This window comes from Clostridium puniceum, assembly GCF_002006345.1.
Taxonomy (GTDB): Bacteria; Bacillota; Clostridia; order Clostridiales; family Clostridiaceae; genus Clostridium; species Clostridium puniceum.
Window position 1 is genome coordinate 1 of sequence record NZ_LZZM01000199.1, and the last position, 14,398, is coordinate 14,398.

Below are 14,398 nucleotides of genomic sequence, written 5' to 3' on the forward strand. Positions count from 1 at the left end.
CTTTCGGGTATTTTTTGTATAGATAACTTATTAATTGTCTTGTCTTATAAGAATTGAAGTGCTTTTTTATTATTTCTAACAAAACCTTTTGCCATGATTTTTTAAAATATGGATATGGAATATATTCAACTTGCTTCCACCACTTTGTTTTTTTATCAACAGCACCTTCAGTTACTAACGCATGTACATGTGGATTCCATTTTAAATCTCCACCAAAAGTATGAATTACTGCAATTACTCCAACTTCATAATTAGAGCCTTTCTTTTTATTATGCCAATACTTAATTACCTCATTTACTCCATCTTGTAATTCCTTTAATAATTCTCTCTTAGAATAAAAATAATTTCTTAGTTCCTTCGGTAGTGTAAATACACTGTGTCGATGTACAACTCTTAGCATGTTTTATCTTTGTTTTTCAGCCCATTTCATTGTATATAATCTACCACATCTATTACAAAATTTACTTTTACATGTAAATGGAACTTTTGTGCTCTCTCCACATGTTTCACACTTATATTCTGCAAATCCATACTTAATATCACTACACTTTAAAGCCTTACTTACTGCTTCATCAATATGCTTTCGCATATATTTCGGTACCTTATTCCAATATTTATTTTTGAAATCATTATAGTTATCATTTAATATGTCTTTTACTGTTATTTTCTCTTTCATCATAATATCTATATTTTATTAATTATCCACAGATTGTCCAACAATATAATTTCCTAGAGAATTATATTTATAACTTGCCATAATCCTGTCACAAATTCATCTTATAATAAAAACATAAAGTAATTAAAGCATTATTATTTCCCCAAATAATAATTTATTTATTAACCTAGTATTCAGGATAGTCTGTTACACCCTAGCAGACTATCCTTTTTTCATTTTTATTTAACTATATGTATTTTTATGTAAAATTTTAATATTATTTGTATTACGTTTTGTTTTGCTAAATAATTCTATATAGTTTATAATCTATAAATGTGTTCCAAGTAAATTATGTAAAAAGAGGCATTATTATGAATAACTTTAAATTTTTTCGACTAAAATATAATATACGTTTAAGAAAGTCTATTCTAAATAAAATGTTGAATACTCTTTCACCCAATAACAAATTTGTTATTATTGTTTCTCAAAATTTAGACAAGCATATTGTTGCATATCATAAAAAAATGCATGCAGTATATCGTTCAAAACTTCTAAAACACTAATTAGTCATTCTTCTCTATTTCTAAATCTCCTCTCAACTCTTGTTTCAATGTATTATAAGATTTATTTATATAAAATAGTCTTTTGTTTTTACACCTTGACATTTTTTACATTTTTATCCTATAATATTATTGTTCAATATCTCTAAAACATTTTATTTTTTCCCTATAAATAAAAAGAATGATTCATACGTGCATGTGAACCATTCTTTTTGTTTGTGTAGATTATCTATTAACTTCAAGTATATTGCCAAAGGCTGGATTATAACTTTCTTGTCTTTTGTTCTAAGTACTTCTAAATAACTTAGAATTTAGTAATATATTTTAAAGTTTACTACTTGACTTTGTGTTGCGTCAGTGATATTGTTTGGGAATTTGCGAGTTATTTTTTGACGTAATTATTTTACCTACATCTACACAAAATTAATTATGTAGACATAAGTAAAATAATTATTGATTGTTTGGTTTATTCGCTGAGAATCCCCTTTCATACTCTTATTATTACGCTATTAAGCACTAAGTTTTACCATTAATATCTTTTCCTTAATGTTGAATTACTTAGCTTTACCGACTCATTAGAGTCCCAAAATACCACCATGACTATTATTTTATAGGTTATTGGATGCCACGCTCCTACGCTTATATACTACCCTGCTATAGTTACAATAAGAGAAAATACTATAGAATATATAAGCATGGTCATTTTATAGCATCGGCTGACCAAACCCTATGAGATGTTTTATACTTGTCCCATTGCATAGCAAGTAAATCCACCATTTTTAAGCGACTTTAACTAAGCCCTATTGACATCCCATTTTTTTGAATTTATAATATAAATAGCGCATGGTTGATATGAGAATGTCAATAAGAATAATTAAAACAGTATTCAGTTTTAGGGTAGGAAGTGTTGCAGCACCTCCTATTTTTTTATTGCAAAATTTCTATAATCTTTGTTAATTTTTTAATCTCACTTTCTGTATTAGGTATAAATTTCTTTAATCTTTCATCATCAGATTTTTTATATTCTTTATTTTTTTCTTCTAAAGTTTCTAATCTAATTTTAAGACAAATAACAATTTCTGTGTATTCTTCTACTTCTATATTGGTAATATCTCTTGTTGCATAACCTTTTACTGTATTGGTTCTATTAATATTTACTTTCATATTAAACACCTACTTTCTTAGATTAATATTCATTAAAGGACTAGTTCTTACACTCATCTCCACTATATCTCCATCATTTATAGATTGTAAATATCTCTTCGTTATAGAAATGTTTTCATGTCCCATCAAACGACTAAGCGAATATACGTCAAGCCCATTACGGAGCTGTGCCTGAGCAAAAAAATGCCTGCAAGTATGAGGGCTACAGCGTAAATCCTTCCTAATATTAGCATTCTGACCACATACTTTAATAACTCTCTCTAAACCTTCTACAGTTAGCGCTTTAAACCTATACGATAAAAAAAATGGTGTATCACTATTTATAACCCTATCTTTAAACCTACTATCTCTACATTTTACATATCTTAGAATTAGTTTTTTTACATAAGGACTAATTGCAACTATTCTTTGCTTATTTCCTTTCCCATTCTTTATGAGTAAATTATTTTCTTTAACATCACCATCGTTGATTGAGCATAACTCTAAGCATCTTATACCAGTATCAAATAAAAATGCCATTATCAATTTATTTCTAATCACCAAGTATTCACTTCCAACATAAACTTTCATCATTCTCTCTACCTCATCATCTGTAAACGCATTAATTAATGTTTTTTTCTCTCTTAACCAATCTATATTAAGCATTGGATCGATTTTAATAACGTCTTCTTGAATTACATACTTAAAAAATGCTCTAAAACACTTTATTACACTATTGATGTAAATTGTTTTATTTCCTTTACTTTGTAAAAATTTTATACAAGCTTTTATATGAACTGGTTTTACTTTTTCAATTTCTTTCAAATTAAACTCTTTATCTATGAAAGTGAACATTAATAAATTATTATTTTTATAACTTTTTATTGTTCTTTGACTGTAATTTTGTATCTGTAATTCTAAAATAAATTCTTCTAATATATTATTTAATAACAAAAAAACCATCTCCTATCTAATTAAGATAGAAAATGGTTTCTAAAATATTACATATATCAATGTATTTTACAAAAAATGATGTATATCATAATCAATATTCATTTTTACAATTAATTCGAATTTGCTTAATGTTAGTTATATCAACGGTTCTACATCCTATTCATCCCAACCTTCTGGGAACTCTGCACTATGATAAACATTTTGAACATCATCATCGTCTTCAAGTAAATCTAACATCTTTTGGAACTTCTTAGCATCAGCTTCATCAATTTCAGTATATGTATCTGGTATCATTTTTACTGCTGCTTCTATAAATTCAATTCCTTCTGCTTCTAAAGCTTCTCGCACCTGTCCAAAATCATCTGGTGCTGTAGTTACTACAAATACTTCTTCTTCATCTGCTGAAAAATCCTCTGCACCTGAATCTAGAGCTATCATCATAATTTCATCTTCATCTTTGTCACCTTTTTCAATGATGATTTCTCCCTTTTCTTGGAACATGAATGATACACATCCTGAAGTTCCCATATTTCCGCCACCTTTTGTAAAGGCACTTCTTACATTTCCAGCTGATCTATTTTTATTATCAGTAAGAGTTTCTACTATTACTGCCACTCCACTAGGACCATAACCTTCATAAACTATATTTTCGTAGTTAACTGCTGATAATTCACCAGAAGCTTTTTTGATTGCCTTTGATATAGTATCATTAGGCATATTTTCTGCCTTTGCTTTAGCAATCACATCGCGTAATTTTGCATTTGTATCTTGTTTAGCTCCACCATTTTTAACAGCCATGACGATTTCTTTACCTAGCTTAGTAAATATTTTACCTCTTTTTGCATCTGTCTTTCCTTTTTTTGCTTGAATGTTATGCCACTTTGAGTGTCCTGACATGTGTTTTCCTCCTTACTTTAATCTAAATTCCATATTTGTAATAAATATATTCAGTTATGAAATATCCATACAAATTTTATTACAAATCTATCATCTTATTAATTTATTTAATTTTGTTTTCTAACACAAAATTCAACAAATATTATACCACATTTTTCATAAGTTAACAATGTAGATGTTTTGTTTTATCTTAAAACAGATTTTTATAGTGCACATAAAAAACTATTTTAATTACCAATCGAATTTAATTTTTATGCTTATAATTTATTTATATTTTAGCATAAAGCCTGTTTCCTTCTTTAAAATAAACACCTTCTTCACTTTTTCTAACTATGACTTTTCCATTAGTAGCTTCTACAATTTCATTTTTCATTGTATTCGAAATCGTATTTTCAGATAATATATGGACAATTACTTTATCAGTATATTCAGTATCTTCAATATGCCAAGAATTTTGACCACATATATATTGAATTTTCCCAAATAAATCATATTCTAATTCAAAGCTTAATTTTAGCCCTTCAACTTTTTCGACAACTCCAGCCGCTTTTATGGCTATGCTGGCTCCTTTTGTATATGCCCTAGTTAATCCGCCTGTACCAAGAAGTATTCCTCCAAAATATCGAGTCACAACAACTGCACAATCTGTTACCCCACTCTTTTTCATTACTTCAAGAATAGGAATTCCTGCTGTTCCTTGTGGTTCGCCATCATCCGAATATCTTTGTGTATTCATCTTACTTCCAATAATATAAGCTGAGCAATTATGTCTAGCTTGTTTGTGCATATTTTTTATTTCATTTATAAAATCTTTAGCTTCTTCTTCATTTTCAACTCTTCTGGCATATCCAATAAATTCTGACTTTTTTTCTTCAAATCTATCTTCTCCAAAATTTTTTACTGTAATGTAAGCCATCTTTACTTAACTCCTTTTCAGTTTTAATTTCCTTAGGCATATATGATAAACTTACTACTTTATGAAATAGGTCTTATTAAATAATATTTAGTTGACATCATATTTATTCTTTAAATATTCAACTTCTGGTCATTTCTGAGTTTAGTAGAAAGTAATTCTTCTTTAATTATTTTCATGCCTTTTTCTATTTTTTCAATATCAGTTTGATAAAAACCTATTCTAAAAGAATCTTGTCCATCATCTTTTGCTGTAAAAAACATAGCTCCTGGAGTGATATATACATTTTTTTGTTTAAGTCGTATAAAAAGCTCCTTTGTATTAATAATAAAACCTTCCCTTAAAGTTAAATAAAAACTCAAACCACCTTTTGGATCTTTATATGTTAATATATCTTTAAATTCTTTCTCTAATATTTCTTTCATATAAGCATATCTCTTTATATATTCACAATTTAAATTTTTTATATTTTCTCTCCATTTATTATCTGAAATATACAATTCTAATGCTCTTTGCATTAAACTAGAGGTTGTTATGTCTGTATTATGTTTTGAATTTTGAAGTGTTTCCCTAAATATATATGGCGCTACTAAGTATCCTAATCTTATTCCTGGAAGAAATATTTTTGAGAAACTTTTTATATAAATAACTCTATCGTTTTTATCTAGCCACTTAAATGGTACATATTCTAAGGAATTTTCATATATAAGTTCTGATAAATAATCATCTTCAATTATGTAAAAATCATAAATTTCCGCAAGATCTAAGATTCTTTTTTTCTTTTCTATACTGTAGCTTATACCTGTTGGATTTTGAAAATAACTCATTGTATAAAAACATCTTATTTCATTTTTTTGAAGTATTTTTTCAAATTTATTCAAGTTTATTCCATCATTTTCAATTGGAACTTCAAATACATTAACCTTTCTCCATTTAAAAACTGATAATGCTCCAACATAAGTTGGCTTTTCAACTATTATGTTATCATTTATATTCAATATTCCCTTTGAAGCTATATCTATTCCTTGTTGTGCTCCTGATACAATCAATATATCTTCATTATTTAATTTATAATCCCAAAACGCTTTGTTTATAGTATCTATAAGGTTTGTATATCCATTTCTATTATCCGAAAGTAATGCATTTGCACCGTCCCTCTCTAAAACTTCGTTTATTATATATTTTAAATCATCTATTGGAAATAGTACTTCTTTTGAAGTTTCTCCAGTAAAATCAACTATATTTGTTAAATCTTCCGTAGAAATCTTTTTTAAGGTATTTGAATATTCACGCCTAAAATTTGACACCACTTCTTTTCTCTTAGCATAACTTCCACTGCCAACCTTTTGATATGCATAACCTTCTGCTTTAAGCTTATTATAAGCACTAACTATGGTGACATTATTTACCCCTAGCTTTTTTGACAATTGCCTTATTGCTGGAAGTTTATCACCTTCTTTTATTTTCCTTTTATCAATTAAAAGCTTTATAAAATTAGCTATTTGAACATATTTAGGTATTTCCTCGTCTTTAAATTCAAAATCTTTGTAAATATCCATAAAATCCCCCATCCCAATTGACAATGTATAATACATAATTTACCATAAAACTTTCACGAAATTTTTATTAATATAGTTTTAAAACTCATAGTCTTTATTCTTTAATTGTCACTTGTAAATTAATTATAAACCTTATATGAATATACATTCTCACTTATTAATTTTTCATTAGATGATAATTCTAAACTCTTGGTATCTTTTATCACTAGTTTTCTCTTATATAATTCTTTGAGTATATCTTCTATTTTTATATCAAATTCTTTAAACGCTTCACTATTTCTTATTTCATATGAACTTAAAGCAGTGTTTTTTTCATATAAATAATCCAATAACAATTTGGCTGCTTGGTTTATATTATCATCTAAAAAATTTTCTACGTAATCTACAGTATTTTTTATATTTTCATTTGTACACTTATTATTAAACAAATTTTCAACTATTATGCCAAAATTATTATTCAGATTTGTAACCATTTTTACAGCATCTTTACTTACAGTATAACCATTTAAGTTCAAATACAACTTTGCAAAACTATCTAATACTCTTATTAACACTTCATAAGATGTAAAGACACTATCATTTTGTAAATACTTTTTAGTCACTCTTAAATCTTTTATAATGTTTCCCAAATATAACAAATTCCAATTTTCCTTATATTTATCTAAGCTATATTTAGCTTTATTAAAAACACTTTCAATTTCTTCATCTCTTGAAAATATTATTTTTGAGGATACAAGTAAATTTCTTATACTCCCCTTCTTACCATCACTTTTATATAATTCTAAAAATTTCCCCTTATTTAACACTTTCATATGTACTGGTATATCTAATATTTCTGAATATATGTCTCTAACATCCTCAAATATATCTTTATATACAATAAATAAGTCTATGTCAGATTCTTCCCAAAGATCTCCGCTAATTATGCTTCCAAATGCAAATATAGCTAGCACTTTCTTATTGACCTTTAGTACATTAATTAACTGCTCAGAGGATCTTTGATAATCCACTATAGATTTTGACATCTAATCTTCACCTTCTTTGTCTAAATAAAACCCATTAACATTATAACTTATAGAAATCTTTATTTAAAGTTAATGTCTTTTTTTATTTGTATATGTTGTAATTTTAATTATTTACCAAATTAAGTTTCAATAACTAATTTTAATTCAGATTATTTTTAGCAGTATATATTATCTTTTAAATATCAAAAAGATTCTTAAATCATTAAATCTAAGAATCTTTCCTTGAATTGAATGGTGGACAGTTTTTATCAATATTATCTATTTGCTTAAGAAAAATTGTTAACCTTCTCCCTAAAGAATTTATAATATCATCAATTTCTCCATTCATTTTATAACTTAATTTTAATGCTTCTTTAATTTCTTTTCTATCTCCAAAAGCATTAGTTTGAAAAGCTGTTGCAGTAGCGGACATGTTTGTAGATGCAAAAGAAATTATATTTAAAGCATCTAAAAGTGGTCTTACTTGTCTTGTAAAATATAATTCTGTTAAATTATCAACTCTAATAGAATTAACATTATCTCTAATTAAGGTTATAGCTATAAGTGATTCACTTAGATTTTTAAGTTTATTGAAAATCTCTTGTTGGTTTGTTTTTATTTCTTCACAAAAATCATTGAAATCAGTGCTAGTATTACCATTAGTATTAGCGGTACTATCTGTAGAAGTTTCTGTAGGATTAGTTTCTGATCCTTTATCTGATGAAGCTTGAGCTCCACTTTCATCAGTATGTATATCACTAACATTGGATTCTAAATCATCCTGCATTATATTTTCAATATAAACTTCCTCTCCTACTTTTTGCGTATTTTCTTCTTCTATTGTATATATCTCAGCTGCATTTTTTTTCTCTCTATGCTTCTTTGATTTATGCTTTTTATGACTACTTTTAGACTTTCTATGTGCCATATTTACACAATCCTTAATCAATGCTCATATTTAATATATTATTTAAAATCTTTAATTATTCTTCGATGACATATTCTCTAGTCTTGTTATATACCTCATCATCAACCTCAGCCACCATATAAGTACCATTATCTCTATATTCTTCTTCTATAATCCTAGCATTTCTATGTAAGAAGGATTGTATATCACCTTTTTCATAAGGTATTAAATATCCTACTTTTCTATAATTATATGGCAATTTTTCTTCAATTAAACCTAAAAATTCTTCTAAATTAGTTCCTTCCTTAGCTGATATTTCTATTAATTCCTTATCACCTATGGCTTCTTTTATAATTGCTATTTGTTCTTCTGTTGCTTTATCTATTTTATTTAAAACTAATATCATTTCTTTATCAGCTGCACCAAGTTCGTTTAAAACTTCATTTACAGCAATATACTGTTCTACTGCAGTATCTGAAGATGTGTCTATAACATGACACAAAAGATCTGAAAATATCACTTCTTCTAAAGTTGATTTAAATGCTTCCACTAAATCGTGCGGCAGTTTCCTTACAAATCCAACTGTATCTGTAAGGGTTATTACTCCCTTATTTTTTAAAGTTATTGCTCTTGTTGTCGTATCTAAAGTTGCAAAAAGCATATCTGCTTCAAATACCTTTTCTTTTGTTTGATTATCTTTTTTAGACGCTAAATCACAAAGTGTATTTCTCAATGTAGATTTACCTGCATTTGTATACCCAACTAAAGATACTTTAGGTATATTTTCTTTATTTCTCTTTTCTCTTTGAACTTCTCTAGTCTTTTTAATCTTTTTAAGTTCATTTTTCAGGTCGTATATAGTTTCCATTATATGTCTTCTATCTGTTTCTAGTTTCTTTTCCCCCGGGCCTCTGGTTCCTATTCCTCCTCCAGTTCTAGATAATACAGTTCCTAATCCTTGTAATCTAGTCAACCTATATTTAAGCTGTGCTAATTCTACCTGTATCTTAGCTTCTTTCGTTTTTGCTCTAGTTGCAAATATTTCTAATATTAATGTGGTTCTATCAATTACTTTGGCACCTATTGCCGATTCTAAATTTCTAACTTGAGAGCCTGAAAGTTCATCATCGAATATTATTACATTAGCTCTCTCTACTTGCCTCATAGATGCAATTTCTAAAACTTTACCTCTTCCTATAAAAAAAGCCGCATCAATTTTATTTCTACTTTGGAATACTGTTTCTAAAACAGGTACATTGCATGCTTCTGCAAGTTCCTTTAATTCTTCTAGACTTTCTTTAGTGTCTGCTCCAACTAATATTGTTTTTTCTTGCATATCCTCTATAACATCGTTAGTTTTAATTAAATTTTCCACAAATCTTATTTTGTCTAATATATGTATAGATGTTATTTCTTCTAATGAAAGATTCTTTTTCTCTTCAAATTCTAATTTATTATTATATAATGTAAGCATTCCTAGCGAAAAATCTATTATCTTTCCCTCCACTATTGCTACTGATACAATTGCATCTAATTTTAATTTTAAAAGTGCTGTTAAATCTAAAGCTGAAAGATTACAATAACCATTTGGATGAGTATGAATTACTCTGACTCCTGATAATCTTTTTTCTTCTATATCTATTAGTGGAACTTCAACTGATGTAGAATCACCAATTGCAACAGATGTAACAGTTCCCTTTCTATTTATTCCTACACTTACTTCTCTTTCGATAAAGCTAGAAACTCTAGAAATTATATTTAAAATTTCTAAATCACAAACTTCATCTTTTAAATTTTTAATTGAATAAATACTCTCTAATTCATCTATTATAGATTTTCTAATTCCTTCAATATTTCCATATATCATATAAACACCTCGCTTAAGTTATCTTGACAACTTTCATATAATTTTATACTATTAATTCATTAATTACAACTTATACAATTTCCAATGCACAATTGACAATATGTAGTTAAGTATGAAATCTCACAAAGAAAGTTCATGTTTCAAAATATTTATTTAGACATTCACTTTTCCTTTTGAATTTCTATGCCTATAAATTTATCTATCATTGTCAATTATACATTTTTAATTGTCTAAATAAATATAAAGGAGTTTTAGAAATATGGATGATAAAAAACGTAACATTCTTTTTTCAGAAGAACAAATAAATTCTAGGATAAAGGAACTTGGTGAAATTATTACTAAAGATTATAAAGATAAAAAACTTTATGTTTTATCTTTACTTCGTGGAAGTTTTGTATATGCTGCTGATTTAGTTAGAGCTATAGACTTAAATACAAAGATAGGTTTTATGACTACATCAAGTTATGAACATAGCGAAACCTCTTCTGGAAGTGTTAAAGTAGTTAGTGATATTTCTGATAATATTGAAGGATGGGACGTTCTTATAGTTGATGATATTGTTGATACTGGTATAACAATGGATTTTGTTGTTAATTACATAAAAAATTTAAATCCTGCATCTGTTAATACTTGTGTTCTTCTTGATAAACCTTCTAGAAGAAAAGTAGAAATAGTTCCAGATTATTGCTGCTTTGAAATTGAAGATTTATTTGTAGTTGGATATGGATTAAATTACGGTGATTTTTACAGAAATGTACCTTATGTATTTAATTGGGAATAAAAATTAAAGATTTGAGACTGTTGAAACTTTGACATCATTATAAAGAAACCATATTTTGGTTTCTTTTTTATTATAATTTAATATTTAAGAGTTCTCCATTATTATCTTCTTTTCTATTATTGCTTCTATAATTTTTTATAAAAAAACATTATTCCATTTAAAGTGACAATCATCAATATGAATATTATCTGTAAATTAAATATATTGCCGCTTTTTATTCTTCCATAATATTGCATTATCAGCACCTTTATATTGAGTTATTGATTTACTCATACTATAATTATGCTATAATAATATAAACTATTATTAATTTTAAAAAGTTATTTTTAGCATCAAGTAAAGTTTTTTATAATAACTTTTTCCACTTGAAGCTTAAAATACCCTATCCATAAGCATGCAGTCGTTATATATGATTTCAAAGAAGTATTAATATTACGAATGTGGACTATTGGATACACCTTATATATTTAGGAGGATAAAATGGCAGTTAACAATAATGCAAAAAAAGCAGATAGTATTCCGCGAAATAAAAAGCCACGTAAACGAAAGAAATCAAGAAAAGTATTAAAGGGCATATGTTTTGGATTTCTATTTTGTTTTTTAGCAGTTTTAGTGGTAGGATTTGGTTATACCTTTGCTATTATAAAAGCTACACCTCCTCTAAATGTTAATGATGTATTATCATTAAATCAACCTTCAAGCTTATATGACAGCAGTGGAACATTTATGGATAATCTTCATACAGATGAGGAACGGTATGTTATAGATTCTAAAAAAATACCTACTAACTTAAAAAATGCTTTTGTATCTATAGAAGATGAGAGATTCTATAAGCACAATGGAATAGACATTCAAAGAATTCTTGGTGCTGCCTTTTTGGATGCAAAAAAAATACTAACAAATCAAAAAGGATTGCATGGAGCTTCTACATTAACTCAACAATTACTAAAAAATACAATCCTAACTAATGATTTTTCTATTGAAAGAAAAATTAAAGAAGCTTATTTGGCAATGAATTTAGAAGAAAAATTAACAAAAGATCAAATACTAACAGCATATTTAAATACAATACCATTAGGTGGCCATGTATACGGAGTAGAAGCTGCTTCGTTATTATATTTCAGCAAAAGCACTTCTGATTTATCATTAATAGAATGTGCATATCTTGCTGGTATAACTCAAGCTCCAACTACATATAGTGCGTATAATGAAAATAATGTTAAAGATCCAACTCCATACATTAACAGAACTCTTACTGTTTTAAACATGATGCATAATTTGCAATATATAACTGATGCTGAATATAACAAAGCAGTTTCCGATGTAAAGAATGGCGGTTTAGTATTTAAATCAAGTAAAAAAGATTATAGGTTAAACTATGAGTGGTTTGTATACCCAACTGTATCTCAAGTGAAAGAAGATTTAAAAGAAAAATATAACTATACTGACGAGCAAGCATCAAAATTAATGGTAAATGGTGGACTTAAGATTTATACGACAATGAATAAAGATCTTCAAGATTTTACTCAAGCTACTTTAGATGATTATCGTAATCTACAAATTAGTAATAAAGAAAAATTTGATAAAGATGGTGTTCCTTTATTACAATCATCTGCTACTATTATGGATTATAGAACAGGTCATGTTCTTGCAATGGTTGGTGGACGTGGTAAACAACAGCCACAGTCAATTAATAGAGCATATAATGATTTAAGACCTATTGGTTCTACTACAAAACCATTAACTGTGTATGGACCTGGTATTGATCAAAAAATCATAACAGCTGCTACACCTATAGATGATGCACCAATTCCAGAAGAAATTGGGAAAAAATATCCTACATCTGATGGACCTTATAACCCTTTAAATTCTCCTAATGAGTACTCAGGACTTATTACATCAAGAGAAGCTCTTACTCATTCTAAAAATACTGGTGCAGTTTTGACAGAACATAAAATCGGATTGAAAACTGGTATATCATACGGAGAAAAATTAGGTTTAAAATATAATTCTGCCTCAAAAACATCAATTGCAGCCCTTGCATTAGGTCAAGTTAATAATTCGCCTAGTGATAGAGATGGTGGTAATACCTTTGTTTTAGCTGCCGCCTTTGGTACTTTTGGTAATGATGGTATGTATACAAAACCTGTATTATATACTAAAGTTGTTGATGCAACAGGTAAAACATTACTTAGCAATACTGAACCAAAGCAAAGCAAAGTATTTTCACCACAATCTGCTTATATCTTATATGATATGTTAAAAGGTCCAGTAAATGAATACAATGCTACTGGAGCAAGATGGAACAGCATGCCTGTTTCAGGTAAAACTGGTACTACTACAAATTCTACAGATTTATGGTTTGCAGGACTTTCTCCCTATTTATCTGGTTCAGTTTGGATTGGATATGATAAACCAGATAAGCTTATTGGTAGTTCAAGCGGCTGTGCTAGTCTTTGGGGAAAATTAATGGCAAAGGCTCACGAAGGCTTAACTGTAAAAGAAATTGAAGCTCCTAGTGGTATAGTTAAGGTTAACGTCTGCAAGGATTCAGGGTTACTTCCTAGTGCATTATGTAGTCAAGATCCTAGAGGAAGTAGAGTTATTGAAGAATTATTTATTGAGGGAACAGAACCAACAACAACTTGTACAACTCATGTTACTGCAAATGTAAATAGATTCACAAATAAGCTTGTTAATTCTGAAATTCCTTCTTTATTAACTAAAAGTGGAATTTTTATAAAAAAAGATCATCCAAATTCAGCTACAGCAGATTATCCATATGTTTTACCAACAACTTATGATACTACAACCCAACCGCCAACTGATAATAGTGGAGAGGCAACTACAACTGAGCCACCTTTAACTCCTCCTCCTATTACAAATTCAACTGAAGAAAACATTAATGGTAATAGTGATACTACTGCTAATGCTAATAACAATAAAAAGACTAAACATAACCCTGTAGGACCTGGTGCTAGCACTAATACTGAGTCACCATTTATAACTCCTACTAATTAATCCAATTATATATATTTTTTGTAATTTAATTATTTATTAAGATATTTACAATCAGAAAATTTTGTGTAAAATCAAAAACCATGCATAAACAGAGAAATAAAATGTAAACTTCTCTCGATATGCATGGTTTTCTTAGA

General features: G+C 27.9%; 12 protein-coding genes. 2 read left to right on the plus strand and 10 right to left on the minus strand.

The features are described 5' to 3' along the window. From CLPUN_RS19330 to hflX, 10 genes are all read right to left on the minus strand, one after another. Positions 1 to 400: transposase (locus CLPUN_RS19330; protein ID WP_143329086.1), on the minus strand; the 400-nt coding region annotated here is incomplete at its 3' end. 3 nt (positions 401 to 403) lie between these two features. Next, a complete protein-coding gene (locus tag CLPUN_RS19335; protein WP_077848871.1) occupies positions 404 to 679 on the minus strand; it encodes a transposase zinc-binding domain-containing protein in 276 nt (91 codons plus the stop codon). A gap of 1,463 nt (positions 680 to 2,142) precedes the next feature. Further along, positions 2,143 to 2,379, minus strand: a complete 237-nt coding sequence (locus CLPUN_RS19345; RefSeq protein ID WP_077848873.1) for a hypothetical protein — start codon at positions 2,377 to 2,379, stop codon at positions 2,143 to 2,145. Positions 2,380 to 2,388: 9 nt separating this feature from the next. Continuing rightward, the gene (locus CLPUN_RS19350) at positions 2,389 to 3,312 is read right to left on the minus strand and encodes a tyrosine-type recombinase/integrase (RefSeq protein WP_077848874.1); all 924 of its coding nucleotides are present in this window, start codon (positions 3,310 to 3,312) and stop codon (positions 2,389 to 2,391) included. A gap of 156 nt (positions 3,313 to 3,468) precedes the next feature. Further along, on the minus strand, positions 3,469 to 4,209 hold the full coding sequence (locus tag CLPUN_RS19355; RefSeq protein ID WP_077848875.1) for a YebC/PmpR family DNA-binding transcriptional regulator: 741 nt from the start codon (positions 4,207 to 4,209) through the stop codon (positions 3,469 to 3,471). Between the two features lie 268 nt (positions 4,210 to 4,477). Next, the gene (locus CLPUN_RS19360) at positions 4,478 to 5,125 is read right to left on the minus strand and encodes a YigZ family protein (protein WP_077848876.1); all 648 of its coding nucleotides are present in this window, start codon (positions 5,123 to 5,125) and stop codon (positions 4,478 to 4,480) included. A gap of 110 nt (positions 5,126 to 5,235) precedes the next feature. Further along, on the minus strand, positions 5,236 to 6,681 hold the full coding sequence (locus CLPUN_RS19365) for an aminotransferase-like domain-containing protein (RefSeq protein WP_077848877.1): 1,446 nt from the start codon (positions 6,679 to 6,681) through the stop codon (positions 5,236 to 5,238). A gap of 119 nt (positions 6,682 to 6,800) precedes the next feature. Beyond that, on the minus strand, positions 6,801 to 7,706 hold the full coding sequence (locus tag CLPUN_RS19370) for a nucleotidyltransferase domain-containing protein (protein WP_077848878.1): 906 nt from the start codon (positions 7,704 to 7,706) through the stop codon (positions 6,801 to 6,803). Positions 7,707 to 7,914: 208 nt separating this feature from the next. Next, positions 7,915 to 8,613 carry a hypothetical protein gene (locus CLPUN_RS19375; protein ID WP_077848879.1) on the minus strand — a complete coding sequence of 233 codons (699 nt, stop codon included), beginning with the start codon at positions 8,611 to 8,613 and terminating at the stop codon, positions 7,915 to 7,917. Positions 8,614 to 8,668: 55 nt separating this feature from the next. Further along, positions 8,669 to 10,459: a GTPase HflX gene (hflX, locus tag CLPUN_RS19380; protein ID WP_077848880.1), complete on the minus strand. Its 1,791-nt coding sequence runs from the start codon at positions 10,457 to 10,459 to the stop codon at positions 8,669 to 8,671. Between the two features lie 259 nt (positions 10,460 to 10,718). On the opposite strand from hflX, the gene hpt reads away from it, so the two are divergent. Together hpt and CLPUN_RS19390 are read left to right on the plus strand one after the other, a co-directional pair. Next, entirely contained in the window at positions 10,719 to 11,240 is a 522-nt protein-coding gene (gene hpt / locus CLPUN_RS19385; RefSeq protein ID WP_077848881.1) for a hypoxanthine phosphoribosyltransferase, read from the plus strand. Between the two features lie 480 nt (positions 11,241 to 11,720). Then, the gene (locus CLPUN_RS19390) at positions 11,721 to 14,261 is read left to right on the plus strand and encodes a transglycosylase domain-containing protein (RefSeq protein ID WP_077848882.1); all 2,541 of its coding nucleotides are present in this window, start codon (positions 11,721 to 11,723) and stop codon (positions 14,259 to 14,261) included. Positions 14,262 to 14,398 lie beyond the last annotated feature (137 nt).

Bases quoted from the DNA above. Each gene is read 5' to 3' on its own strand.
- CLPUN_RS19335 (WP_077848871.1), bottom strand. From the start codon at position 679: ATGATGAAAGAGAAAATAACAGTAAAAGACATATTAAATGATAACTAT.
- CLPUN_RS19345 (WP_077848873.1), bottom strand. From the start codon at position 2,379: ATGAAAGTAAATATTAATAGAACCAATACAGTAAAAGGTTATGCAACA.
- CLPUN_RS19355 (WP_077848875.1), bottom strand. From the start codon at position 4,209: ATGTCAGGACACTCAAAGTGGCATAACATTCAAGCAAAAAAAGGAAAG.
- CLPUN_RS19360 (WP_077848876.1), bottom strand. From the start codon at position 5,125: ATGGCTTACATTACAGTAAAAAATTTTGGAGAAGATAGATTTGAAGAA.
- CLPUN_RS19365 (WP_077848877.1), bottom strand. From the start codon at position 6,681: ATGGATATTTACAAAGATTTTGAATTTAAAGACGAGGAAATACCTAAA.
- CLPUN_RS19370 (WP_077848878.1), bottom strand. From the start codon at position 7,706: ATGTCAAAATCTATAGTGGATTATCAAAGATCCTCTGAGCAGTTAATT.
- CLPUN_RS19375 (WP_077848879.1), bottom strand. From the start codon at position 8,613: ATGGCACATAGAAAGTCTAAAAGTAGTCATAAAAAGCATAAATCAAAG.
- hflX (WP_077848880.1), bottom strand. From the start codon at position 10,459: ATGATATATGGAAATATTGAAGGAATTAGAAAATCTATAATAGATGAA.
- hpt (WP_077848881.1), top strand. From the start codon at position 10,719: ATGGATGATAAAAAACGTAACATTCTTTTTTCAGAAGAACAAATAAAT.
- CLPUN_RS19390 (WP_077848882.1), top strand. From the start codon at position 11,721: ATGGCAGTTAACAATAATGCAAAAAAAGCAGATAGTATTCCGCGAAAT.